Source organism: Pedobacter cryotolerans (genome assembly GCF_005116475.1).
Classification (GTDB): Bacteria; Bacteroidota; Bacteroidia; order Sphingobacteriales; family Sphingobacteriaceae; genus Pedobacter; species Pedobacter cryotolerans.
The window spans coordinates 338779-364487 of record NZ_SWBO01000003.1; the positions used below are offsets into that span (position 1 = coordinate 338779).

Here is a 25709-nt window from a genome sequence, read left to right on the forward strand (position 1 = left end):
TATTTGCTAATACTATAAAACTTAAAATCCAATATTTAATCCGAGAGAAAATGATTTCATCAATGGATAGTTATAACCATCACCATTGGTACTATTTCCATTCAAATCTTGATCTGATGGCACTGCATTTTCTACATCAATTGTGCCTTTAACAATTTTGTACATTGGCGAATAGGTGAAAAGGTTTTCTCCAGAAAAGAATATTTTCGCACTGCGAGCACCTACTTTATTGATCAATTTAGTGGGTAAATTATAACCTACTTGTATATTTTTCATCCTTAAATAAGCCACATTTTGCAGATAACGAGTTTGTGCAACACCTAATGTTCTGTTGGTATTGCTCGATGCAGCTCTAGACATGGTTCTCGGAAAATAAGCATTGGTATTTTCTGGTGTCCACATGTTGCCTAAATGAAAAGTTGGGATGTTGTTATATGGTCTGTTGTACTGACCCCAAAACATTTCTGTTTCTGTACTAGGGTACCATTGTTGTTTACCTACACCTTGAAAGAAAACAGAGAAAGAAATATTGTTCCAATTAGAGCCTAAATTAATGCCATAAAGATACCTCGGTGCCGAATTACCAATAATTCTTCTATCGCCAGAGTTGCCCACTCTATTTTCGCCAACGTTGATAAAACCATCACCATTTAAATCTCTCAATTTGATATCTCCAGGAAACCATCTCCCAGTAGGTGATGCTCGCATTTGCGGATCTTGTTTGGCATGAGAAGCGATATCCGCATCATCAATAAAGAAGCCTTCGGTTTCGTATCCCCAAATTTCTCCTAAAGTTTGCCCTTCATAATAATCACTCAATAACTTATTGGGGTTATTGTATTTATCTATTTTAGTTTTATTATCTGATAATGTTAACCTAACATTGTAGCTAATAGGCTTGTTGGTATTTCCAAACTTATCATTCCATCCTAAAGACACTTCCCATCCACGTGTAGTAAGGTTAGCATAATTACCTTTTGGTACAGCTGCTCCAAAAACTGCAGGAGGCGTTAGTCCTGTGGTAAACATATCTGTTGTTTTTCGGATGTATGCATCGCCACTAAAATTCAATTTTCCACCAAACATGGTTAAGTCTAATCCTAAATTACTAGTAGTAGAAGTTTCCCATGTTAAGCCTTCTGGCAATACCGCCGGAATACCTGTGGTTTGGGGTCTTGAGCCATTAAGAATTACACCCGACTGGCTGATGTTAAAGGTTTCTTGAAATGCATAAGATGCAATGTTACCATTACCTAAAGAACCATAAGAAGCTCTAAGTTTTAAATCGGAAATTAAATTATTTGAGACTTTCCAAAATGGTTCTTTATTAATTCTCCAACCAGCAGAAACTGATGGGAAAAATCCGTAACGTTGCTCTGCTGGGAATTTCGATGAACCATCATAACGAGCATTAACTTCTATTAAATAACGATCTTTAAACGAGTAATTTAATCGAGAAAAACCACCTAAAATAGCCCATTGCTCATAACCTCCGCCAGTAGTAATTGCTTGACCTAAAGCTAAATTTAAATCGTTGGCATCTTCAAAAATTAATCCGTTACGCTGTACCGCAACGCGATTATAGGTTGATTGTTCGTAATTGTAACCCACCATAGCTTTTAAGTAATGATCGGTACCAAAACGATTTTCGTACTCTGCAAAGATATTGGTAGCCAAGTAATTAGTTTCTCTCAAATCAGAAAGTAAATCATTAGTTGTTGTTCCCACGTATCCAATAACTCCTGGCGAATTACTATATGGAACTTGTACCCTCTTTTGCATTCTATCGTTGTTGGTATTACGGAAAGTAAAATCGGCATTTACACGAACCTTATTCTCGAAGAAATTGGTACGTATACCCGTTACATTTCTAAAAACAGCACGCTTAGTATCTATACCATTTTTACCATACATAAAATCTCCAATGGTATAAGCCGATGCAAAAGTTAAAGAGCCATCAGGATTACGTAACGGTACGGTAGGTTTACCTTCATCAGCAATATTTCTCCAAATTCCACCACCTTCACCAACGTTAATAGGGTTATGGTAATTCATGATAGAATAATCGGCATTGTTATCAATACTTAACCAAGGAAAAACCTGTATCGTTCCTCTAGCACGGATATTTTTCATATCATAATCGTCGCTATTGTACCTAAACAAACCAGCCTGTTCTAAAAATCTGCCCGATAGTAAAAAAGAAGCTTTATCGCTGCCACCACTTACTGATAGATTGTTTTCGAACGCAGCTGTATTCTTTTTGTACAACTCTGCATAATAATCTGTGCTGCCATAATAAACATATTCTCCCGTAGCTGGATTAATTTCTACGGTATTGTAAGGCTGCCCAGATTCTGCTCTTCTTTTAAATTCATCTAAGTAAGCTTGAGAAAATTTTTGGGTTTTATTTGCATTTTGAGGAAAAGCTCCATCACCATTTACAAAAGCCTCGGCAAACATTTTAGACCAAGTGTAACCATCTGTAACAAAATCTGGTACTTGCAGTGGATTTTTAATGGCGTAATTTGTCGAGTAGTTTACACTTGTCCGCCCCTTTTCTGCTTTTTTTGTAGTAATTAACACCACGCCAAACACACCTCTTGCTCCATAAATTGCAGCAGATGCAGCGTCCTTAAGCACAGTTACACTTTCTACATCATTAGGATTAAGTAAACTTGGATCACCTTCAAAACCATCAATTAATATCAATGCATTACCACCTTGACCAATTGAAGTTGTACCTCTTATGTTGTAACTAGGTGATTGAGTTGGTTTACCATCCATCATTTTAAGGTTTAAATTTGGTATTAAACCTTGTAAACCTTGGGTTAAATTAGTGATTGGTCTGTTTTCTATGCTTTTTGCGGTTACTTGATCTACTGCACCAGTTGCATTTTCTCTTTTCTGAGTTCCATAACCAACAACCAAAACTTCATTTAATGAACCCGTTTCTCCTTTAAGCGTAACATTTAGTGGTGTTTTTTCTCCAGCTTTAACAATAACCTTGTTTAGGGTTACACTAGTGTATGAGATATAGCTTACCACTACTGTATAATTACCCGCTGGTACGCTTATACTATATGCACCATCTACATTACTCTTCGTAGATTTATTTAATTCTTTGATCACAACATTTGCAAATGGCAAAGGTTCTCCTTTTTCATCAACAATTCTTCCGTTGATGGTGCCTGGATCTTGCATTTTTTTAGTTAAAGAAAAAGAAGAAGCATACTCGGCAGATGACCATGCAGAATAATTTAGCGCACTTGTAAGTAAGCATACAATAGATGCACTCTTCAAAAGTTTGCGCTTTAATCGTAAAGTTTTTTTCATTGTGTTTGATTTATTTTGTCAACTAAAATGTTTTAGTTTAACCACACGGGCTATTTACGCGACAAAACTATCGGCACAATATGAATGCTATGTTAAGTTATCTTAATTTCTAAACTTAAATGAAGTATGATAAATGATCGGTTTTTGACTATTGAAAATATATAGATTTGCAAATTTTTGGCTATTTAGTTTAGCTAAATAATTGCCATTACCCACATTTAGTCTTTGGCAAAATCTATAAACTAAAACACCCTAACTTGATGGTTAAGGTGCATTTAGGAGATAAGATTTTAAATTTTGTTAAATAAGAATTAAGGATTAAACACCACTATTTACCATAAAGCCACCATCAACATTTATCACTGTACCCGTAACAAACGCAGCGGCATCACTTAATAACCATTGCAAAGCACCAATTAATTCATCGGCATGGCCAAAACGTTTAAACGGAGTTTGATTAATGACCAAATTGCCGCGTTCGGTATAGGAGCCATCGGTATTAGTTAACAGCGTTCTATTTTGTTCGGTTAAGAAAAATCCTGGTGCAATGGCATTCATCCTAATTTGGTCTCCATACCGGTTAGCCAACTCTACGGCAAACCATTGCGTGTAACAATCAACAGCTGCTTTGCCCATGCTATAACCCAAAACTTTGGTAATTGCTCTTTTAGCACTCATTGAAGATATATTTACAATACTTCCTTTTCCTGAAGCTGCCATTGCCTTGCCAAAAACTTGGGTCGGAATTAAAGTTCCCCATAAATTCAAATCCATCGCTTTGCGCATGCCATCCATATTTAATGCAAAAATATCAGCATCTTTTTGTATTACAGCTTCAGGGATATTTCCTCCAGCGGCATTAACCAAACCATCAACTTTACCAAAGGCAGTTAAAATTTTATCTTTGGCAACTTCTACTGCATTTTCATCTAAAACATCGGCTATTAAAGCAATTGCTTTACCTCCGTTTTTAATTACTTCTTCTGCCCTTTCATTGGCTACAGTTTCATTTCTACCTAATATCCCAACTGCACCACCAGCTTCTGTAATGCCTTTGATAAATGATTTGCCTATAATGCCTGTTCCGCCAGTTATAACGATTACCTTACCTGCTAAAGAAAATTTATTATTCATTATTTATATTTTATAAATTTTATATCTGGAAATGATTTAAATCAATTTTAAATTAACAATAACATCAAAAAATTGGTGAAGCTTTAACTTTACTCCATACTTCATAAATTTTTGCACCTTTACTACTTAAGCCGCTATGATGCCATTTACCATCTTCAAGTTTACCATCGAAAGTTAACGATGCTCCAACACGAGTATTATCGCGACTAAAAAACTCAATATTTTCAGTATATTTTCCATCTGTAAAAGAATAAGTCCCGCCACCAGTACCCATAAATTGTTTTTTGGCTGGATCAATAGCTACCCACTGAAATTTTTTACTCGTAAGCATCTTATAAGTCTGACGAGTTCCTGTTTGATGTATTTCAACTAATTTCCCATCATCGGCCATTCTACCAGAGATTTGCCAAACACCAGCTAATGGAGCCTTACCATCATCCACCCTTTCGAACTTTGTATTTTCTTTTCCCAAATTTAATGCAAGAAAATTATGATCAATTGAAAATGGAATAGATTCCTTTTTATTTACTTCCAGCGTGTCAGCACTATTAAATAAAACCAAAACATTTATTTTATTTCCTTCAATTTTAAAATAACCACCTCTTGTCATTACGAATTGATTTCCATTGTGCTGGGTATGGAAAAAGAAACCATCCTGAAAAAAAAGGTGATGCTCATTTTTACCATCAGTAAATTTCCATGCACCAGTAATTATGGATTGAGCTTGTACCTGGGCAAATGTTCCGATTGCTGCTAACAACACAAAAATAAATTTTTTCATCATCTCTAAGATAGTGTAAACTTAGAGGGAATAAGAGATTTTTTTAAACAAAAAAGCCTCAACTTTCGTTAAGGCTTTATTTTTGCGGACCGGACGGGACTCGAACCCGCGACCTCCGCCGTGACAGGGCGGCATTCTAACCAGCTGAACTACCGGTCCATTTTCCTAAAACAAAATCTCTTTCGTTTCGGGATTGCAAATATAGTGTCTTTAATTTATTTTACAACAAAAAATTTTAAAATAATTATAATCGCTTGCTTTTCAGTACTAAAATCTAATAGACACCGTCAACTTTGGTCTTTCTGCTTTAGTCTTTATCCTTAAATCACCGCACCCTCTTTCATCTTCTCTGCATTTTCAGCAAACTGTAAGGCATCAATCAACTCCTGTACACTACCATCCATTACATTATTTAAGTTGTAAAGTGTTAAACCAATTCTATGGTCGGTTACCCTACCCTGCGGATAATTATAGGTTCTAATCTTTGCCGATCTATCTCCAGTAGAAACCATTGTTTTACGTCGTGCAGCAATATCACCATTCTTTTTCTGAACCTCAATATCATATAATTTGCTACGCAACATCTCCATGGCAATAATTCGGTTACCCAACTGAGACCTATCTTGCTGACAAACCACTACAATGCCTGATGGCTTATGTGTTAATTGTACTTTTGTTTCTACCTTATTTACATTTTGCCCACCAGCACCGCCAGACCGTGAAGTATGTAATTCAATATCTCCAGGATTAATATACAAATCAATCTCTTCAGCTTCGGGTAAAACAGCAACAGATGCTGCCGATGTATGTACTCTACCTTGTGTTTCTGTATCAGGCACACGCTGTACACGATGAACACCCGACTCATATTTTAGCTGACCATAAACATCATCGCCACTAACCTTTAAAACTACCTCTTTGTAACCACCAGCAGTACCTTCTGTTACATCAACAGTCTCAACTTTCCAGCCCTTAGTATCAAAATAACGGCTATACATGCGGTATAAATCGCCCGCAAACAAGGCCGCCTCGTCACCACCAGTTCCTCCTCTAATTTCAAAAACAGCATTTTTAGCATCTTCAGGGTCTTTTGGTATCAACATCAAACGCACACGTTCTTCCATCTCCTCCTGCTGTATCAATAAGGCATCCAACTCCTCTTTGGCCATTTCCCGCATCTCCTGATCCTTCTCGTTGCTCAAAATATCCTTGTTGGCATCAATATTACTCATCACATTTTTGTAGATTTTATACTCATCTACAATTTTGCCTAAGTCTTTATATTCTTTGTTTAAAGCCGCAAAACGCTTCATATCCTGCATCGTATCCGGATTGCTCAATTGCTCTTCCACATCTTCCCAACGCAGTTTAATCGCTTCTAATTTTTCTAACATAACATTTAAATAATTTGAAAAGGTATAACAGTGCACAACACAATGTTAATCCCGCTTTTCGTTACAAAGTAATTTTTTATACTTCGCTACGCTCCGTAAAAAATTACGTTTTCCACTGCAATCGGGTTTATTAAACAAAACCTGTGCAATTGCAGCCTGCAAAAATAAGTAAAAAAAGCCGAAAGACTAATTTATTCATTAAACTAAGCCCTCCCTTCTGGGGAGGGTTGGGTGGGGCGATAATACTCCAACCTCAATTCCTTACCATCAAAAACTCCATAAGAACTGTAGTTTATCCACTCGCCAATATTTACATAACGAGAATGATCGGTTAACTGAATATCTAATGGCAAATGCCTATGTCCGAAAATAAAATAATCGTAATGCTGTTTTTGCAATTGCTCTTTGGCGTAAATAGCCAGCCATTCTTTATCCTCGCCTAAAAAAACTTCCTCTTTATCATTGGCTATTCTGCTACTACCGCTCCATCCAGTTGCTATGCCCATACCAATACGTGGTGGCAAAACAGCAAACAACCATTGGCAAAGCGGATTTCTAAATATCTTTCTTAAAAATTTATATTTGGCATCACCCGGCCCTAAGCCATCGCCATGGTGTAAGTAAAATTTTTTACCATTTCGTTCTATCACAAGCTCATCACTTATAACCGTTAAACCTATTTCCTTGGTAAAATAATCATTAACCCACATGTCGTGGTTACCTTTAAAAAAATAGATTTTAATGCCCGCATCTGCCATTTGCGCCAGTTTACCTTGGAGCCTAATAAATCCCTTTGGTATAACTTTTACGTACTCAAACCAAAAATCAAAAACATCGCCCATTAAAAAAAGCTCAGCACAAGTTGGCTCAATAAAATTTAACCAGTTTACAATGTGAGCTTCTCTTTTACGACTTTCGTTATAATTTGGAGAGCCTAAGTGAAAATCAGAAGCAAAATATATATTCTTCATCTATAACAACAAAGGTAATTTAAAAAGCTTAAACGCCGAAGCTACACAAATACAGAAAAGCAATAAAAATTACACTAATTAAGCATAGTTGTATGGTTTAAAATTCATTCTTTTAGTAAAGCATTTTGCTTAATAGGGTAAAAACAAAACGATGTTTTGTATTCAGCATATTTTTTAACCAAAGATATTTTAATCTACCAATTTAATAGATTTTATTAATTTAGTTTAGAATCTGTCTAATTTTAGGTATGATTTCGTAACTTTGCATCAAATTTTTTTGCATGATCTCTACTGATATAGCCATAATTGGCGCCGGACCAGTTGGTCTTTTTGCCATTTTCGAAGCAGGTTTATTAAAAATGCGTTGTCATTTGATAGATTATCTACCTCAAGTTGGTGGGCAGCTCTCAGAAATATATCCAAAAAAACCAATTTATGATATACCGGGTTATCCAACAGTTTTAGCTCAAGAATTGGTTGATAATTTAGTAAAACAGGCAGAACCTTTTCATCCTGGATACACTTTAGGCGAAAGAATTGAAGGCTTAGAGAAACGTGGCGAAGCTGACTTCGTGCTAACTACCAACATGGGCACCATTATAGAAGCTAAAGTTGTGGTTATTGCTGGTGGTTTAGGTTGTTTCGAACCACGTAAACCTGCTGTTGCTGGTTTAGAGCAATTTGAAAACGGAAGAGGTGTAAATTACATGATTTTAGACCCTGAGAAATACCGCGGACAGAAAATGGTAATTGCCGGTGGTGGTGATTCTGCCTTAGATTGGACGATCTTTTTAGCAGACGTAGTTTCAGAATTAACCCTTATCCACCGTAGCGAAAGTTTCCGTGGCGCACCAGACTCGGTTAACAAAGTAATGGAGTTGGCTCAAAGCGGAAAAATAAATTTGGTTTTAAATAGTAACTTAAATTCAGTTTCTGGCGAAGGCAAATTAGAAGAGGTAGAAGTAATCCATAACCGCACCATGGAAAAATCAGTTTTTAAAGCAGATCACCTTATCCCTTTGTTTGGTTTAAGTCCAAAATTAGGCCCTATAGAGCAATGGAATTTAAATATCAGTAAAAGCGCCATAGAAGTTAACACAGACGATTACAGCACGAATATCCCGGGTATTTATGCTATTGGCGACATTAATACTTATAAAAATAAGTTGAAGTTAATTTTATGTGGTTTCCACGAAGCTGCGTTAATGAGTCACAGTGCTTACCAGTACATGAACCCTGGTGTTAAATACACCATGAAATATACAACTGTAAACGGAGTAACCGAATTTTAAACCCCTAACCCTTAAAGGGGAAGAAAATATTTTATAATGAGCGATATTAATATTGTTGTAGAAGATAGAGCAGGAAATACTTCGGAACTTGTTGCGCCTACAGATATGGGCTTAAGTTTAATGGAATTTTTAAAAGCCTGCGAATATGATGTTTTGGCAACTTGCGGTGGAATGGCTTTATGCGCTACTTGTTGTGTTGATGTAATGGAGGGTGAAGAAAACCTAAAAGAAATGAGCGATGACGAATACGCTATGCTTGATACTTTACCAGATCTTTTACCAAACTCTAGGTTAGCTTGCCAGCTTCAATTAAGCCCAGCAATGAATGGCTTGAAGGTGAGGTTGCATGCGATGGATTAATAACCTAAAACACCTGTCAAAGAACTACTTAAAAGCTTAACTTCAAGTAGAACTAAATTGACTTTTCGATGGAGTTGATATAGGTAACCAACTTAACCATATCAGACTCGTTTTTCAAGTTGATATTTTGTTTAGAGATAAAATCATTGATTTCACTTTCTTTACCAAATACTTTTATAAAAGATTTTTTATCTGACTTAACCAACTCTAAGTCTCCAGATGGCTTTTGAATAAAATAATTAGTTGTGGTAGACATGGTTTTATTTTTAGAAGAGCTATTATACTCTACTATCTCCACAACTTTCTTCTTCACTTTCTTTAATAAAGTATTGTTTCCTTCAAGTAGTAGCTGATAAAACCCATCTTTATCATCACCTTTAAAAACACCTTTAAATTTTGCTGCGCTTCCATTCGGCTGCTCAATAGTAAAGCCAATTACTTTTCCATTGGGTAACATAGAACCAGAAGTACTAGATTTTCTATACACCAATTGATCAGACTCTAAATCATAACGTAAGAATATATCTTTAAAAACAGATTTGTCATCCAAAGTGATCGAACCTTTTAAAAAATCATCATTAAAAAAGGGCGAACCACCAAGATCAGCTGTGTTCCTGTCAGTATATGGAACACCGTTTATATCAACCAAAAGAACTTGAGCTTGTGAACTCAAAGCAAGAAACACCATTAAAACGGAACAAACTAATAATTTTTTCATAACAATTGGGATAATCTATATTAAATCTACAAAGTAATTATTAGTTATACAATACTTCCTAAAATAAATTTTAAAAAAAAAGGCTACCTCAAAAGGTAGCCTCTATAATTAAAATAGCAAAAATTAGTTTTGAGCAATACTAATACCAATGCTTTTGATGTTCTGACTCGGAGGCAAATCTGCCGCACCGGTAAGTTCAAGCACCAAAGTTCTTGGAGTAGCCGAAACAACACCAGAATTGATTACCTGTACACTAATTTCTCCAAAACTTGAGTTTGCAGGAATTACAACAGTGTTACCTGTAGTATAGTGCGTACCAGATACAGCTGTAGTACCAGCTGCCACAACGGTGTAACCCACTGTGGTAGGTGTACTTCTTTGTGCACCAACTAAGTTCACTCTAAATTTAATTTCACCAGAAGTTCTAGTAATTAATGGATCAGCAGGAACTGCAGGAAAAGATCCTGAAGCAGCCTGAGCCGCAGTAAATACTATTCTGCCATAACCAGGAACCCTGGTTAACAATGGATAGATTTGTCCAGCTGCCCTTGCATTATAAGCTGCAGCATCCATTTCAACAACAGCGCCCTCAAACTTGGTTTCGTTATCCTTCAAACATGAAGTAAATAGAATCGATGTTATCGTTAAAGCTAACACCAAACCAATATATTTATTTATAAATTTCATTTTATTATATTTTTTTGTTGTTAATAACCTTGATTTTGGATTAATGTGCCTTTACTAGCATCGATATCTGCAACGGGAATACCTGGAAGGATAACAAAGCTATCAAAATTGACAGTAGTACCCGTAGTTGGCTTAGGTATGTTTAGTGCTTTTCTTTTGAAATCAAAAAATCTATGACCTTCGAAAGCGAACTCTAACCTTCTTTGTAACATAATTTCATCCATTAAAGCAGTACCTGTTAAGCCAACCGCTGGTGTTAATCCTCTTGCTACGCGAATGGTATTTACATCAGCCAATGCCAAAACAACATTTTGTTGTGCACCTGGCTCAGCATAAGCTTCAGCTCTATTTAAATAAGCTTCTGCAATACGTAATACAGGAACGTTATCTGTATTAACGAAACCATTTCTACCTAAAAACTTGGTACATTCTACAAAAACATTTCCTCTACGTACAGATCCTACTTCAAACAATCTATTTCTAATATCGTTAGAACGTGAAGTGATCATAGTAGCACCTGCATTAGCTGCCAATGTAAATAATCCATTACCTGGAGCAGTGATACCCAAAGCAGTTAATAAATCATTTGTTGGCACTAAATCACCAAAACCAGCTGTTTCTGAAGTTGGATACTTAGGTTCTGCATTAGTTTCTACTTGATCGTTTTTAGGACTAGCTGCTCTAGCTTTAAGTGTCGTAAATAAGGTCTGTAATGAAACATTCACACCCAAACTCTCAGATTCGATACCATAGGTAATTTCAAATAAAGACTCTGGATTTTCTTTGGTAGAAAAACCCGCCACATAATTAGAAGGATTTAACAAGGTAGAGCCTCTACTTGTAATTAAGGTATTACTTACCGAAACTACTTTAGCAAAATCTTTGTTGTAAAGCGCAACTCTCGAATACAATGCCAATGCAGCTTCTTTAGTAGCAAACGCTTTAGCATTTGCACCAGCTCCTAATGCTGGCGCTTTTACTGTGGCCTCATCTAAATCAGCATAAATCGCTGCATAAACAGCTTCTCTAGTAGCACGTGGGGCAACAATATTTAACGCATCACCCGCAGTTGTAGTAGCTTTTAGAATTAAAGGAACTCCGCCTTTATCAACAGATGCAACAGCTGCACCCGGAATATAGGCATAAGTACGAACCAAATCAAAATGATAAAGTGCTCTTAAAAACTTTAATTCGCCTTCCCAAGCTGTTTTTTGAGCATCAGAAGCATCTCCAATTCCAGGAAGAGCCTCTAATACAATATTAACACGGTTAATTGCGATGTAAGCACCTGACCAATGGTTAAAATGAGCACCACTGATGTTTCTGACTTCGTTTATGTAACGGCCAGATTTGTTAGTAGCTTGACCATTATCTGCCAAAGCATCCCCTAAACCAATAAATCTATTTCCATAAAAAGATTCACCTTTCATGGTCGAATAAATATTAGCTAATGAAGCTCTAACCCCTGCAGTAGTTGTTAAAGCAACTGATGCATCAATTGTGTCTTGGGGTAGTGTCTCTAACGTTTTCTTGCAAGATACACTAAGCACCACCAATAAGACAGCGATTGATTTTATATAAAAATCTTTAATTTTTTTCATGTCTATTTAAATTAAAATCCTACTTGAAGACCAAATGTAATATTTTTATTTTGAGGAATAATACCTGTAGCTGTCCCAGTAAACTCAGGATCATATCCATCAAAATTAGTCCAAGTAAGCAAGTTTGTTCCTTGAGCATATACTCTTAAGTTACTCAATCTAGCTTTGTTTAACAAAGATTTAGGGAAAGTATAACCCAATTGAACCGTTCTTAAACGAATATAATCAGTTGGCTGGAAACCAGCAGTACCTTGAAAGCGACCTACATTACCACCTGATTCAAGTCCACCATTAAATGGTCTAGGGATATCTGTAATTTGACCTGGAGTTGTCCAGCGTCTTTCGTATACCTCACGGTAAGTATTAAATGCTGCTCTTGTACCAACTTCACGCATAAAAACTTCTTGTCCATCAGATACCAATTGACCATATTGATACTGTAACAAGAATTCAAAATCTATACCTTTATAAGAAAAGCTATTGTTTAAACCGCCAGTGTAAGGAGCGAAGTTTAATCCAACAAATCTACGATCAGCAGGTAAAGTATTGTAAGATAGGTTGTTATTCGCATCATAGGTCATTGGACGACCAGTTGCTGGGTTAACACCAGCATATTGGAAGGTGAAAATACTACCAAGCGGAGAACCTACACGAACGTTAACATCTGCTGGTAACTGTTGTAAGCCATCATATAAACTTTTAATTTCATTGGTGGCATAAGCAAAAACAAAACTAGTAGACCAATTAAAACCACCAGTACTACTTCTAAAGTTATTGCTAGTTAATTCTACCTCAACACCTCTTTTGGTTACGGCACCTATGTTTGTAGTAATGCTACCAAAACCAGATAGTGAACTTAAAGTTTGATCTAACAATAAATCAGAGTTATCAACAGAATATACACCCACTGAACCAGTAAATCTATTACCAAACAAACCATACTCAATACCTAAATCAAGACCTGTACTTTTTTCCCATCTTAAATCAGGGTTTGCTAAGTTAGCTGGTGCAATACCGGTTAGTCCATTATATACGCCATTACGACCGTATAGCGAAAGCGCTTGGAAGTTACCAATTCCATCATTACCTGTTACACCGTAACCAGCTCTAAATTTCAAAGCACTTAACCAAGTAGCATCTTTCATAAAGTCTTCTCTATCGATGTTCCAAGCAAAAGTTACACCAGGGAAGGCACCGAATTTATTGTTAGCACCAAATCTAGAAGAACCAGTATATCTAAAATTTACTTTTACAATATATTTATCGTCATAATTGTATTGTGCTCCACCAAGGTAACTCAGCATTCTGTAACCTGTGTAAGTTTCTCCAACACCGAATGGCGTTGCTGCAGCACTAAGATTTCTAAAAAGGAATGAAGGATATCCAGTACCTGAGGCCGAAGTCTGGTCGGCTTGCTCAACTCTATATTCAAAGCCTGCAAAACCATCAATTTTATGTTTACCAAATGTAGTACCATAATTTAGTGTTTGCGTAGTTTGAACAGCTGTTCTAGCATTAGTAAATACCTGACCCAAACCGTTAAATGTTGCACCATCTGGTGTTCTAGGATCACGGTAATTGTCACCCATTATGTTAGTGTATTCGGCAGATGCGAAAGATTTAAAACTTAACGTTGGTAATATTTTATAAGTCGCACTTACCGAACCTACCAATTGGTTAGTTTTCGCTAAACCACTATTGTAATCAGCAACTTGCAAAACGTTTTGGTTTAAAATTCCTTGCAAAGGGGCATTATAACTACCATCTGCATTATAAATACGTAAATAAGGGGCATATAAAGGAGCCGCAAAAGCTGCATTACCTAATGAAGAACCATCGGTACCAAGTGGAACAGCATTTTGTCTGATATTAGTTAAGTTTATATTTGTATTAAAAGATAATTTTTCTGTTGCTTTATGATCAACATTGATTCTAAAATTAGCTCTTCTAAAATCAACCTTTGATATAGTTGCATCACTAGTTTGATAGCCACCTGAAGCATAAAATTGAGTTTTTTCATTACCACCTGTAGCATTTAACTCATAATTGTTAACTCTACCAGTTTTAAAAATTTCATCTTGCCAATCATAAGTAGGTATAGCTGCAATATCAGCATCTGTAGCAGCAGCAGGCTGCCCCATTTCTGTTAATACTGCTTGACGAACTCTTGTAGGCACAAATCTAGGGTTAGCATTCTGAACAGCTTCATTACGCATTTGGTAGTATTCTTGACTGTTCAAAACATTGTAGTCTCTCATTTGCTCTACAAAGCCAGTATAAAAGTTTGCACCAAATTTAGTTATACCCGCTTTACCTTTTTTAGTAGTAATTAATACAACACCATTGGCACCTTGTGCACCATAGATAGAGGTAGATGCTGCATCTTTTAGCACCTCAATTGAGGCAATGTCATTTGAGTTTATACCAGCTAAACTGTTGGTTTGGGTACCCAAACCACCTAAAGTAACAGCACTCATTTGAACACCATCTACAACATAAAGTGGTTGTGAACCACCAGTAAACGAACCAACACCTCTAACTTGTATGTTGATTGCACCACCTGGAATACCATTGCTGGCTGTAACCTGAACACCAGCTGCACGGCCTTGTAAAGCTTTCTCGAAACTAGCCATTGGCTGATTTTCGAATTGATCACCCGTTACTTTGGCAATTGCACCCCCAACTTCTCTTTTGGTTTGCACGCCATAACCAGTTACAACAACTTCAGTTAATGATTTAGGATCACCAGTTAAAGCTACGTCGATTGTTGAAGATGTACCGATGTTAATTGTACGTGTAATAAAACCAAGAGATGAAAATTCTAAAGCTGTAGCACTTGTAGGAACAGCTAAAGTATACTTTCCATTTACTCCAGTAGAAGCTCCAATGTTAGCTCCTCTCACTTTTACACTTACACCTGGTAAAGGTAGCCCATCCTCAGATGAAGTAACCGTACCAGTAATTGTTCTATTTTGAGCTAATGCGCTTGAGGCAATAAACATCAAAACGAACAAACTTCGTAGAAGTTTTTTCATAAATTCAATAAATTTAGGTTAGTTAATAGTTAATTATTCTTCTAATATGATAATAACTTAACCGATATCAAAATTTATGAATGTGTAAAAAAAATGAAAAAACACCAACTACTTGATTTTCAGCTGTTTAAATTTTAACACTTTTTAACACTTTTCGTTTTAGGTAAATATTTTTTGTTAGAAGCGATAACAATATCAACAACTTAACTATTAGTTATAAGAATTCAGAGAATGTTTTTATTTTGAAAGCTATTTACTTAATGATTTTTGGAACTCCGATAGTTTTATATGCACCATTACCACTCAAAATGGAATTTATTTGTGGCTGACTATCAAATAACTGTCTAGATTTTGAGATTTCTTGATCATATTGAAAAGAATGTTCAATTTTCCCTTTTTCAAACGCATAACGACTTACAATTTGCGTTTCAAGCATTCTTTTTATTTCTTGTTTATGGTTACTTAAATCATTCTTTTTTGCATTTAGCAGTTTTGTAGACAAATCTTTTAGCTCTACTTTTAAATCATCTGATTTGTTTTCCTTCTCAGCCTCTGCCTTTAATTGAGTTAATAATTTTTCGCTATTAGCAATATAGCTATAATCTTTATTGGCCAAGGTATTAACAAACTGTGCATAATCATTATCGCTCAACTGAAAATTTTTGGTGTTTTGCAAGTTAGGATGCGCTTTTTTGTAGGCATTTGCATAATCAAAATAAAGGCTTTTGTTAACTAAAGAAATGGTAATTGGACTATACGTAACAGGCTCTACAAACACATCTGGATAAACCCCATTACCATTGTAAACTGTTCTTCCACCTTTGGTATTAAATGGCTTCATCAAAGAATCAGCAAATTTTTGGGCATCACCATCTTCGTTTTTGTGTGCATAATCCATCGCTTGTATGCATCGCCCAGATGGCGTAAAATATTTTGCTACAGTTACTTTAACTAAACTATTATAAGGCAAATTAAAAGTCTGTTGTACCAAACCCTTCCCATAACTACGCTGACCAATTATAACCGCTCTGTCTAAATCTTGCAGCGCACCTGCTACAATTTCTGAGGCTGATGCTGAAGTTCCGTTGATGAGCACAACTAGTGGTGTTGAAGGCGCTATAGGTTGATTTAAGGTTTGATAAGAAATAGTTTTTTCTGGGTTACGACCTTTCTGTACTACAACTAAAACGCCTTTTTCTACAAATAAATTCACAATTTTTACTGCCTCTTGTAAAATACCTCCGCCATTGCTTCTTAAATCAAGCACAATACCCTTCGGATTTTCTTTTACAATTGCCGCTAAAGCATCCTTAACTTCGTTACCCGAATTTTCTAAAAATTTATCGAGTTTAATGTAACCTATCTGTCCATCAAGAATTCCTGAGTAACTTACATTCGGTTGTTTAATCTCTTCACGAACCAAAGATTTTTTGATTTCTTTAGAATCTCTTAGCAATACCATCGTTAAGGATGATCCTTTTGGCCCTCTCAACAATTGACTAATCTCACTTCTATCTTTACCCTTTATATCTATCTCGTTAATTTTCAAGATTTGATCGCCAGGCTTAATTTCTTGTTGATGTGCAGGATTGCCTTCGCTCACTTCATTTACAAATAACTTCCCATCAATAAATAAAGTACCAGCGCCAATACCGCCGTATTGCGTGCTTACATACTTTAATTTGTAATCTTCTATTTCAGATTCTGGAATGTATTCGGTATAAGGATCTAAACCACCCAACATGGCATCAATGCTATTGCGCATTAATTCAGAAGGATTAGTTTCTTCAACATAGTTGATGTTGATTTCTTTGTATAGAGAAGCGAAAATATCCAAGTTTTTAGAAACCTGAAATAAATCTTCGCGAAAAGAAAGGGTTAAAGTACCTAACCCAACAATAACCAATAAAACAATAACCTTTAGCTTTTTCATCTATCTACCTTAATTAGGGTAAACTTACAAAAAAAGCCAAACGATTAAAAGTACGATTATAATCGATTGCCTTCTGGATCGGCTAATGCCTTTTTAATAGTAAATTCGATGTACTTCTCATCACGTTTTACCAAAGTCATTAATTGTTGTACCAACTGATCTTCTTGGCCTGGAGTAAAAGAAAGCTCAGCCTGAGTTAAATCACGGTATTTTCTTAAGAATTTAATTTTAACCCTTTCCCAGGTTTCAGGTGTAAGTGTAAAGCTTGCCATTGTATTGTTGTTTGCTACAAAAGTATAAAATTTTAGTAGATTATTTGATAATGGTTAAACTTCCAGTTTGCATACCACAATCCGTTTTCAAATCAATCACATAATAATATACTCCAGTTGGCAACAAACCGCCATTATAGAGCCCATTAAATGGTTTGGTATATCCTATAGAATAGTAAACCCTATTACCATCTCTACTAAAGATACTAAATGCCCCTAAAGGATAATTTTGAACTCCTTTTATTTCCCAATAGTCGTTAATTCCATCCCCATTTGGAGAAATCGTATTTGGGAGTTGTAGCGATGAGGAAATTAATTCGTTGAAGTCAATAGTCTGTCCAATTACAATACATCCATTTTTATCAGTAAGACTAAGTGTATATTTACCCTTTTGTACACCTGTGATATTTAACATTGTAGAAACCGTATTTCCTACATCATCTTCCCATTTATAAGTATATGGTGCGCTAGATCCGTTGACTATTAACCCCGCTGTACTGATGGTTTTACCATCGCAACTTATATATTGCCGAAATGAACTAAAGTCTAGCGTTGGGAGCTGTGAAGCCAAAATTTCAAACTCGCCGACCGTATTGGCACATCCATTATTTCCATAAGCAATTAACCCATATCTTCCTGCTGGTTGGTTCCTAAGGTTTTCAGCTGTGCTGATGATATTTCCTTTCGCATCAAACCATTCAAAGCGATCTGGTTTTTGGGTTTCATAGGCTGTTATATTGACACTTCCGTTGCTATTGCCACAAGTTTCTGGAATTATGTTTGTTACTGTGGCTTTGTAGGTAATGATGGTGTTGCCAATCACATAATTTGCAGAAACTACTTCGCAACTGCCTGTTCCAACTTTAAAATAATATACTCCTGCATTAACATTCAATAAATTATCGGCATTGCTAACTACTTGCCCTAGTGAATTATACCACGTTCTAGCTAAATTATTGGCTACAGTAATGTTTGTAATGCTGCCATTTGATAATCCACAAGAGCTATTGGTAATTACTTTTTGCAAATCGTTTATACCGTTATTTGCAGAGCTGATTGTAAATTTCTGAGATATTACATCACAAGCACCTTTCTGACCAGCCTTTAAGTAATATATACCGAAACCAACTCCTGTTAACATTCTTGATGTACTAATCAATTGATCTGATGAATTATACCACTCGAAGATGCTGGCATCATAAACATCTACCGATATGCTTCCTGTACTTTCACCGCAAATTACACCAGTTATAACGGCGCTTTCATTTATGAGTAGTGGTTTAGAAAAAGTAGCTGTGGCGCCATCAGAATTCGTACCCATACTGGTAACTTTACCGATTACAGGACCATTGTAAACCCAATTTCCATTTGCATCTGTTGGTAAAGTTGCAAACCATGTTTTACCCTCACAGTTTACACATTCATCTGTATAAAACAACTCAATTTTTGAATTAGGCAAATATTGCCCACTTACTAGATTTGGAGATATTGTTGATATTTTAGGTGGTATTAGTGATTTTCCTTCTGGCAAATCACTAAATGTAAGCGTACTACCTGTATTGCAATAAAAGCTGTTTTTTAATATTGATATTGGATAAGCAAACTCTAAAAAAACAGCAGTTAAATTGTAAGCGATCTTATTTCCATTTTCTATAACATTGCCTCCAATAGCTCCATTATTGCACAAATGGATATGTATACCTATCTTGTTGCCAAAAATTTCAGTACCCAATATCCCAGTTCCAACTGAATTTCCTTCTAACTTAAAACCACCATTTGCGAAATAAACATATATACCTTTAAGTTGTCCAGCTACTATATTGTTTTTAATTAAAGGAGCAGCGGACTCACCATTCACATAAATTCCGGTTGAAGCACTTGAAACAACCTGATCGCCATTTATATTTAAACCTACTTTGTTATTGACCACATTAATCTGCTCTGCAGCTCCCGCAAGAGCGATACCAGCTCGGGTATTAGCACCAAGCAAATTACCCTCTAAAGGTGTACTGCCACCAATTGTACTATTATTTAAAAAACTGATGTCGATACCTGAATCATTTGGTTGAGCATTTATCCCATTTTCTCCCAAACCAAAAATATTTGATGAAATTTTAATATTAACATTGTCTAACCTTGGGATTACGAAAGGAGCAAGTACACCAGCATAACTGTTGGAGAAACAGTTCGGCTTTAGTGGCTCACCAATTACAATATCACGAGAATTGTATAAAAAGACACCAGCCTTTTTATCATCTACATCACCCAAAGGGTCTGCTTTAAAATTGCTAAAACTAAGTCCGTAAATTTCAATAAGACTTGCATTATCCAATCTTAAACCGTTAAAAAAACCTGAGCCAACCCTTATTATTGCAACTTTAATATTTGGGTTACCCAGCAAAGCTGAAGGTTGTGTAGTACCATCGATTACAATGTTTGAAGTTAAAATAGGAAGCTCTGTTGCTAATGAAATACTCACATCGGTTCTAGTAGTACCAGCAAGATTAAAAGTGATGAAATCTGTTGCTGTGATACCGTTTGCATTGGCGGCTAAAATTGCAGCACGTAAAGAACCTGTTCCTGAATCGGCATTAGAAGTTACTATGAAAGTTTCAGCTTTTAGTAACACTGAATGGAGTAGTAAACACAAAAAAACAACGAATCTTCTCATTTCAAAAACTCAAGATACAAAAAAACCAAGCCAATTGCTCGACTTGGTTTTGTAAAAATGCATTTACCCTCTAGTAAAAAGTTGTGTAAAATCCTGCCGCTAAAGGAAAACTTGTATTACCTAAAATACCTCTATAATAAATCGTATAGGCTCTACCTTTAGATAATGCGTATGTTGTTGTAGGAATAATAGCAACGCCTGTTGCAGCATTGTCAACACGAAATACATTAGACGGGGCAATGCCACTACCTGGATTCGGGATTTCAGTAAAAGGAGAGGCTGTTCCGTAAGCTACATTAGAAGCTAATTTAACACCTGTAGAAATTCTTACAACATCTAAATTTGGGCTCCCGTTATAAAGGTTTACAATACGAACAAAGACCTTCGAAGTATCTAAAGCAGGTTTAACATCTTCTAAAACAAATACAGATGGAATATTTTTCGTAGTGGTACTATAAACACCTGTAGTAAAAATGGTATAATATTTACCAGCACTAGCATTTATCGTTTGTTTAAGCACTTCCAGATTTGCATCTGCAGTTGCTGTTGGTATAATATTAGCACTTAAAACTTTTGAGCCAGGTGTAGTTACCGCATAGCCTAAATCTGGAAACAATCCATTGTAAGCATAACCTGTACTTGGTAAACCTGTTGTAGATTGGTTAGCCGAAAACTTGGCCCCATCCATAAAAAAGTTAAGTACTGGGCTACTCGGTGTTAAATTTAAAATTTTAATATAAGAATATTTTGGGTCGCCTACGGCAACCTTTTCATAATCTGTAGTTTCTACTAAGGTTCCTTTTTCACAGGCTGCAAAAAAACTTGCAAAAGCCAGAAGGATATATGTTAATTTTTTCATTTTCTTTAATTTAATTAAGATTAAGGCTCAGTAAACCACATTTTTTTGGTATGATAATCATCTTTATCAGCACCTATTGCACGTATAGCCGCAACATTCCATATATACTCAGAGTTAAATCTTGGGCGATGACGCTGTGCTGGTTTTCCTGCATTATCTGCAGAAAATGTTGCTGGAAAAACAAAAGATGGGAAATAAGGATTGTTACCTTTGGTATCGCCTACATTGTAATTGTATTTACGTAAATCACTCCATGTTTCTATAAAACCATAACCATACAATGCCAAATATTTTTGCAGCATGATATCACTTAAGGTTAAAGTAGCTGCAGTTTGTCTAACCGAAGCACTGGTCATGTAAGCAGTTTTTGCGGCTGGTGTAATCACCGTACCCAATGCACTTACAAAATCAATACTTGCAGAAATACCATTTTGATAAGCTGTTAAAGCTAAACCTGGATTACCATCCCTAAATGCTGCTTCAGCTTTAATGAATTGTAACTCAGCGTAAGTCATAATAGGGAAACCAGAATTATCTTTAAACAAGTATTTTCCTTGACCTATACCAGGATTTGCACCATCTAAGACTCCCCATAAGTTAGGAATTTTATTTAAACCTGCTGTTGTACCAGGATCTCCAGAATTTGGAAGAGTTCCTCTAAATACACCATCTGGAGACGCGGTTAGCATGTTTGCTCTACGTGGATCGATAACTGTACCAGCTGTACCAGTAAAATAAGTGCCATCTAATAAGCCTGCCATAATTCGGGTTTGGCGATACAATTGCATATTTTGTCTTTGCGGACCAAAGAAGTTGGCATTCGCTGCAGTTGAACCAGCATTAGGCACAATAAAATTATCAGCATTGCTTGCTAAAGACTTGTCTACATACTCAATAACCTTATCAGGATCGTAACTCGCTTTATTAATTAAGTTATTGGCGTTTCTAGCTAATAAACCATAATTAAACTTAATCCATTTAGAGGCATCTCCATTGTAAGCCAAATCAAAACCTACCATTTTAGCTGGCGTTCCGACACCATCTGTACGGCTAAAGTTTGCAATAGATTCATTTGCTAATCTTACTACTTCAGCATACACATCTGATTGCGGATCATAATCGAAAACAAAACGATTTGGCTCGTAGGCTTGTTTTAAAATAATTTCACCATGATAATCTGTAGTAATTTGCCAGCCCCAAGCTTTTAAAGCCTGTGCCATACCAACATAATTATACTCTTGTCTTTCTTGGCTATCACTAATGATTAAGTTTAGATTAGCCCCTAAACCGTAATAATTGGTTCTCCAAATTTCACCTAATGCATCGCTGTTTCTAAGCCAGCCATGGTTTTCACCAACGTTTACTGCACCGCCAAAATACTGTATTGTACCTCCAATATATCTGGCATCAAATTGTATGCCTCGTTCCATTTGTGCAAACAAAGGCGGAGTTAATGTTTTGCTCTCTGGGTCTTGTGGCGTAGCCGGATCCGAATTTATATCGAAATACTTTTTACATCCAGAAAATGTAATTGCTAATGCAAATAATACTATATATATCTTTTTCATCATCTTTAAATTAAAATGCAACATTTATACCAAATGCATAAGTTCTTGGCAAACCAAATGATCCAAAATCAATACCAGAACCACCTGTACCACCAGAAGCAGCACTTAAACCATTCACTGATGGATCTACACCTTTATAGTTAGTTAATAACAATAAATCTGTACCAGTTGCAAAAATACTTGCCGATTTAAACACTTTGCTATTGGCAAAAACCGTTTTAGGTAAATTATACCTTACCGTAACATCTTTTAACCTTACCCAATTGATGTCTTTTTCAATAAAATCTCTTGGATTAAGGAATGTTGAATAATAAGAAGTTGTAATATAAGGAATTACCACAATGTTGTTAGGTGTTGGGTTAGCACTATTCTCTAAACCATCTCTCATTACACCTGTAATAATTCTTGGCTCTTCTCTATCTAAGGTTAGCGTAGACATACCACGAGCATATAAGTATGCTTCTGTTGCATTGTAAATATCACCACCTTTACGAATATCTAATAAGAAACTTAAACTAAAGTTTTTGTAATTGAAACTATTGTTAATACCTAAACCAAAATCTGGAGCAGCATCTCCAAGTGGATTAAAGTTGGTATCGACAACTGGCATACCATTAACTGGGTTAATTAATAGATCACCCTTATTGTTTCTTAAATAATCATTTCCGCCAAGCGCAGACACAGAACTACCCACGAAATACTGCTTTCTAACATTACCTGCTAACCAACTATCAGATAAATAAAAAGTTTCCTGTCCACCTGGTAATGAAATTAATTCTCCACGTGCTCTAGTTAAATTTGCTGTAATCGTCCAAGAAAAATCTTTCTTTAATATTGGTGTACCTTTAACTGTTAGCTCAAAGCCTCTGTTTTTAATTAAACCACTATTAATGTAAGCCAAAATTGCGCCTGTTGCATAACTTAAACGAGGCGCTGTAATTTGGCCATCACTTTCAATAAAGTAATATGAAAAATTGGCTGATAACCTGTTTTTCAAGAAGGCTAAATCCATACCAAATTCTGATGTTGTAGTAAATTCTGCTGCCAAATCTGGGTTACCTAAAGTAACATCAGTTGCAAAACCACCACCAGTGGTTGTTTGTGCAATTAACCTTGTTTTTTTAACATAAGCTTGGCGGGCATCTTTACCTCCTTGACCCCAAGACGCTCTAAACTTACCTTCAGATAACCAATTCATTTTTTTGAATACAGGTAATTCTGAAAACACAAAACTTAGGGATGTTGCAGGATAAAAGAAGCCAACATTACCCGGACTTAATGTTGAAGAATAATCTTGACGACCAATGAAAGATAAATACAACATGTCATCATATCCTAACAATGCCTGAGCAAATACGCCCATTTTTCTTTTGTAAATATCAGTATATTGAACTCTTTGAGTAGTAGGATCAGTATTATTTAAACTGAAAAATCCAGATTGATAAAATCTACTTCCGAACTGTGCAGTTGTTTGATCTCTATCATCATTAATGTCATAACCTAGATTTACATTTGCAGAAAATTTACCGTAAGTTTTTTTGGCACTTGCAACAAAACTACCATTGTACAAAACCTTACTATTTGAGAAAGTATTCATACCTCCACCGGTATATGAACCAGCAATGTTTGCTCCGTAAGCTTCAGGATGATAGCCGCTTAAACCTTGTAAGGTATACACATCTAAACCAGCACGCATGATAAAACTTAACCAATTGGTTGGTTTGTAATCTAAACCGTAATTACCAGTAACACGAGATACTTGGTCATTATTGGGATTGTTCTCCATTGCCCAAAGTGGATTATCCAATTCTGCACCCAATAAACCAGTAATAGTTCTTCTGTTTCCTGTGGCTGTATACCTATTTCTAATGTCATCTACAACTGGCCACGTTAAAACACTTAACATGGGGCTACTTGCACCCTTAAATGTTTTATTAGTTTTGGTTGAGTTAAAATTAAATGATGCTTGCATTGAGAGTTTTGGGCTTATCCTCGATACACCAGATAATCTAGCTTCAATTTTGTTATAATCTGTACCATCTATTACACCTGTTTGATCTGTATAACCGACACTTGCTCTAACAGAAAGCGCTTCTGTACCACCAGAAACAGCAGCGTTATGTCTTTGTGTAAAACCTGTTTGATAAAAAGACCCTAGATTATCATAACGTTGCAGTCTCTCCGGATATCTAGCACCAAAAAATGTTCTTGTACGAATTTCTTCATCAAAAATACCTCCAGCACCACCGCCGTAAACAGTTTGTACATCTGGAAAACGATAAGCTTTATCAAATCTAAAAACGTTATTATAAGTAACCGATGCAGTACCTGCCTTAGCTTTTTTAGTAGTAATTACTACAGCACCAGAAGCGCCTTGAGTACCATACAAAGCTGATGCCTCAGGGCCTTTTAAGATGGTAATGGTTTCAATCTCATCCGGATTAATATCCATACCTCTGTTACCATAATCGTTTTGGCGATTAAAAGTTCCTTGCCCAACCAAGTTATACTCACTAAAAGTATTATTTGCCACTGGCAAACCATCAATTACAAATAGCGGCTGATTATCTCCATCTAAAGAAACCGCTCCACGAATGATAATTGAAGAAGATGCTCCAGGTGTACCGTTTGTAGGCGTGATAGTTACACCTGCAACACGACCCTGTAAACCATTAATGAAATTTTCCCTTTGAGTTGAAGCTACTTCCGCACCGCTAATTGATTGCGCATCGTAACCTAATGACCTTTTGGTTCGTTCAATACCTTGAGCCGTAACAACAACTTCATTTAAAGCCTTTGAATCTGGATTTAGGATGATATTTATTGTACCCCCAGATGCAGTAACCGTTTGCTCTCTTGTAGACAAACCTAAGTAAATGAATTGAAGCACATCACCAGGATTTGCTTTGATTGTATAAATACCCGCGGTACTTGTTTGCACTGCAGTATTTGTACCTTTAATTTTTACAGAAGCACCTGGAATGGGCAATCCATCTTCTGAGGAAGTAATTTTACCAGTTACCGTAACTTGTTGAGCCATAACTTGCATAGCCAACAGAAACGTGCCCAAAAACAGCATGAGTAGTTTTTTTTTCATAAA

At 36.0% G+C, this 25709-nt stretch carries 17 protein-coding genes and 1 tRNA gene; 2 read left to right on the forward strand and 16 right to left on the reverse strand.

What is annotated here, in order from left to right:
• Window positions 1-21: 21 nt before the first annotated feature.
• The 6 genes from FA045_RS07095 to FA045_RS07120 all read right to left on the reverse strand — a co-directional run bounded on the left by FA045_RS07095 (window position 22) and on the right by FA045_RS07120 (window position 7613).
• Window positions 22-3333 (reverse strand): SusC/RagA family TonB-linked outer membrane protein, encoded by a 3312-nt coding sequence (locus FA045_RS07095; protein WP_205943112.1) that lies wholly within the window; start codon window positions 3331-3333, stop codon window positions 22-24.
• A 318-nt stretch (window positions 3334-3651) separates the two neighbouring features.
• Complete coding sequence (locus tag FA045_RS07100; protein WP_136875923.1) at window positions 3652-4467, reverse strand: SDR family oxidoreductase; 816 nt, start codon at window positions 4465-4467, stop codon at window positions 3652-3654.
• A 64-nt stretch (window positions 4468-4531) separates the two neighbouring features.
• Window positions 4532-5251, reverse strand: a complete 720-nt coding sequence (locus tag FA045_RS07105) for a membrane or secreted protein (RefSeq protein WP_136875925.1) — start codon at window positions 5249-5251, stop codon at window positions 4532-4534.
• 82 nt (window positions 5252-5333) lie between these two features.
• A tRNA-Asp gene (locus tag FA045_RS07110) sits at window positions 5334-5407 on the reverse strand.
• Between the two features lie 161 nt (window positions 5408-5568).
• Window positions 5569-6642 (reverse strand): peptide chain release factor 1, encoded by a 1074-nt coding sequence (prfA, locus tag FA045_RS07115; RefSeq protein ID WP_136875927.1) that lies wholly within the window; start codon window positions 6640-6642, stop codon window positions 5569-5571.
• A 203-nt stretch (window positions 6643-6845) separates the two neighbouring features.
• The gene (locus tag FA045_RS07120) at window positions 6846-7613 is read right to left on the reverse strand and encodes a UDP-2,3-diacylglucosamine diphosphatase (protein WP_136875929.1); all 768 of its coding nucleotides are present in this window, start codon (window positions 7611-7613) and stop codon (window positions 6846-6848) included.
• 281 nt (window positions 7614-7894) lie between these two features.
• Here FA045_RS07120 and FA045_RS07125 point away from each other — a divergent pair, with 281 nt between their 5' ends.
• The gene (locus FA045_RS07125) at window positions 7895-8905 is read left to right on the forward strand and encodes an NAD(P)/FAD-dependent oxidoreductase (protein ID WP_136875932.1); all 1011 of its coding nucleotides are present in this window, start codon (window positions 7895-7897) and stop codon (window positions 8903-8905) included.
• 36 nt (window positions 8906-8941) lie between these two features.
• Window positions 8942-9265: a 2Fe-2S iron-sulfur cluster-binding protein gene (locus FA045_RS07130; protein WP_136875933.1), complete on the forward strand. Its 324-nt coding sequence runs from the start codon at window positions 8942-8944 to the stop codon at window positions 9263-9265.
• A 52-nt stretch (window positions 9266-9317) separates the two neighbouring features.
• Here the strand turns inward: FA045_RS07130 and FA045_RS07135 are convergent, their stop codons facing one another.
• The 10 genes from FA045_RS07135 to FA045_RS07180 all read right to left on the reverse strand — a co-directional run bounded on the left by FA045_RS07135 (window position 9318) and on the right by FA045_RS07180 (window position 25706).
• Window positions 9318-9983 carry a hypothetical protein gene (locus FA045_RS07135; protein WP_136875935.1) on the reverse strand — a complete coding sequence of 222 codons (666 nt, stop codon included), beginning with the start codon at window positions 9981-9983 and terminating at the stop codon, window positions 9318-9320.
• 123 nt (window positions 9984-10106) lie between these two features.
• Window positions 10107-10670, reverse strand: a complete 564-nt coding sequence (locus FA045_RS07140) for a DUF4843 domain-containing protein (RefSeq protein ID WP_136875937.1) — start codon at window positions 10668-10670, stop codon at window positions 10107-10109.
• A 20-nt stretch (window positions 10671-10690) separates the two neighbouring features.
• Entirely contained in the window at window positions 10691-12271 is a 1581-nt protein-coding gene (locus FA045_RS07145; protein ID WP_136875939.1) for a RagB/SusD family nutrient uptake outer membrane protein, read from the reverse strand.
• Between the two features lie 11 nt (window positions 12272-12282).
• Window positions 12283-15306 (reverse strand): SusC/RagA family TonB-linked outer membrane protein, encoded by a 3024-nt coding sequence (locus tag FA045_RS07150; RefSeq protein ID WP_136875941.1) that lies wholly within the window; start codon window positions 15304-15306, stop codon window positions 12283-12285.
• Window positions 15307-15559: 253 nt separating this feature from the next.
• Entirely contained in the window at window positions 15560-17239 is a 1680-nt protein-coding gene (locus tag FA045_RS07155) for a S41 family peptidase (RefSeq protein ID WP_136875943.1), read from the reverse strand.
• A 56-nt stretch (window positions 17240-17295) separates the two neighbouring features.
• The gene (locus tag FA045_RS07160) at window positions 17296-17511 is read right to left on the reverse strand and encodes a hypothetical protein (protein WP_136875945.1); all 216 of its coding nucleotides are present in this window, start codon (window positions 17509-17511) and stop codon (window positions 17296-17298) included.
• A gap of 40 nt (window positions 17512-17551) precedes the next feature.
• Window positions 17552-20140 carry a gliding motility-associated C-terminal domain-containing protein gene (locus FA045_RS07165; protein WP_169305028.1) on the reverse strand — a complete coding sequence of 863 codons (2589 nt, stop codon included), beginning with the start codon at window positions 20138-20140 and terminating at the stop codon, window positions 17552-17554.
• 112 nt (window positions 20141-20252) lie between these two features.
• Window positions 20253-21041: a DUF4397 domain-containing protein gene (locus tag FA045_RS07170; RefSeq protein ID WP_136875949.1), complete on the reverse strand. Its 789-nt coding sequence runs from the start codon at window positions 21039-21041 to the stop codon at window positions 20253-20255.
• A 20-nt stretch (window positions 21042-21061) separates the two neighbouring features.
• On the reverse strand, window positions 21062-22612 hold the full coding sequence (locus FA045_RS07175) for a SusD/RagB family nutrient-binding outer membrane lipoprotein (protein ID WP_205943113.1): 1551 nt from the start codon (window positions 22610-22612) through the stop codon (window positions 21062-21064).
• Between the two features lie 7 nt (window positions 22613-22619).
• Window positions 22620-25706 (reverse strand): SusC/RagA family TonB-linked outer membrane protein, encoded by a 3087-nt coding sequence (locus tag FA045_RS07180; RefSeq protein WP_136875951.1) that lies wholly within the window; start codon window positions 25704-25706, stop codon window positions 22620-22622.
• Window positions 25707-25709: the final 3 nt, after the last annotated feature.

Bases quoted from the DNA above. Each gene is read 5' to 3' on its own strand.
- FA045_RS07150 (WP_136875941.1), bottom strand. From the start codon at position 15,306: ATGAAAAAACTTCTACGAAGTTTGTTCGTTTTGATGTTTATTGCCTCA.
- FA045_RS07100 (WP_136875923.1), bottom strand. From the start codon at position 4,467: ATGAATAATAAATTTTCTTTAGCAGGTAAGGTAATCGTTATAACTGGC.
- FA045_RS07125 (WP_136875932.1), top strand. From the start codon at position 7,895: ATGATCTCTACTGATATAGCCATAATTGGCGCCGGACCAGTTGGTCTT.
- FA045_RS07135 (WP_136875935.1), bottom strand. From the start codon at position 9,983: ATGAAAAAATTATTAGTTTGTTCCGTTTTAATGGTGTTTCTTGCTTTG.
- FA045_RS07170 (WP_136875949.1), bottom strand. From the start codon at position 21,041: ATGAAAAAATTAACATATATCCTTCTGGCTTTTGCAAGTTTTTTTGCA.
- FA045_RS07130 (WP_136875933.1), top strand. From the start codon at position 8,942: ATGAGCGATATTAATATTGTTGTAGAAGATAGAGCAGGAAATACTTCG.
- FA045_RS07140 (WP_136875937.1), bottom strand. From the start codon at position 10,670: ATGAAATTTATAAATAAATATATTGGTTTGGTGTTAGCTTTAACGATA.
- FA045_RS07145 (WP_136875939.1), bottom strand. From the start codon at position 12,271: ATGAAAAAAATTAAAGATTTTTATATAAAATCAATCGCTGTCTTATTG.
- FA045_RS07120 (WP_136875929.1), bottom strand. From the start codon at position 7,613: ATGAAGAATATATATTTTGCTTCTGATTTTCACTTAGGCTCTCCAAAT.
- FA045_RS07155 (WP_136875943.1), bottom strand. From the start codon at position 17,239: ATGAAAAAGCTAAAGGTTATTGTTTTATTGGTTATTGTTGGGTTAGGT.
- FA045_RS07180 (WP_136875951.1), bottom strand. From the start codon at position 25,706: ATGAAAAAAAAACTACTCATGCTGTTTTTGGGCACGTTTCTGTTGGCT.
- prfA (WP_136875927.1), bottom strand. From the start codon at position 6,642: ATGTTAGAAAAATTAGAAGCGATTAAACTGCGTTGGGAAGATGTGGAA.
- FA045_RS07175 (WP_205943113.1), bottom strand. From the start codon at position 22,612: ATGATGAAAAAGATATATATAGTATTATTTGCATTAGCAATTACATTT.
- FA045_RS07095 (WP_205943112.1), bottom strand. From the start codon at position 3,333: ATGAAAAAAACTTTACGATTAAAGCGCAAACTTTTGAAGAGTGCATCT.
- FA045_RS07160 (WP_136875945.1), bottom strand. From the start codon at position 17,511: ATGGCAAGCTTTACACTTACACCTGAAACCTGGGAAAGGGTTAAAATT.
- FA045_RS07105 (WP_136875925.1), bottom strand. From the start codon at position 5,251: ATGATGAAAAAATTTATTTTTGTGTTGTTAGCAGCAATCGGAACATTT.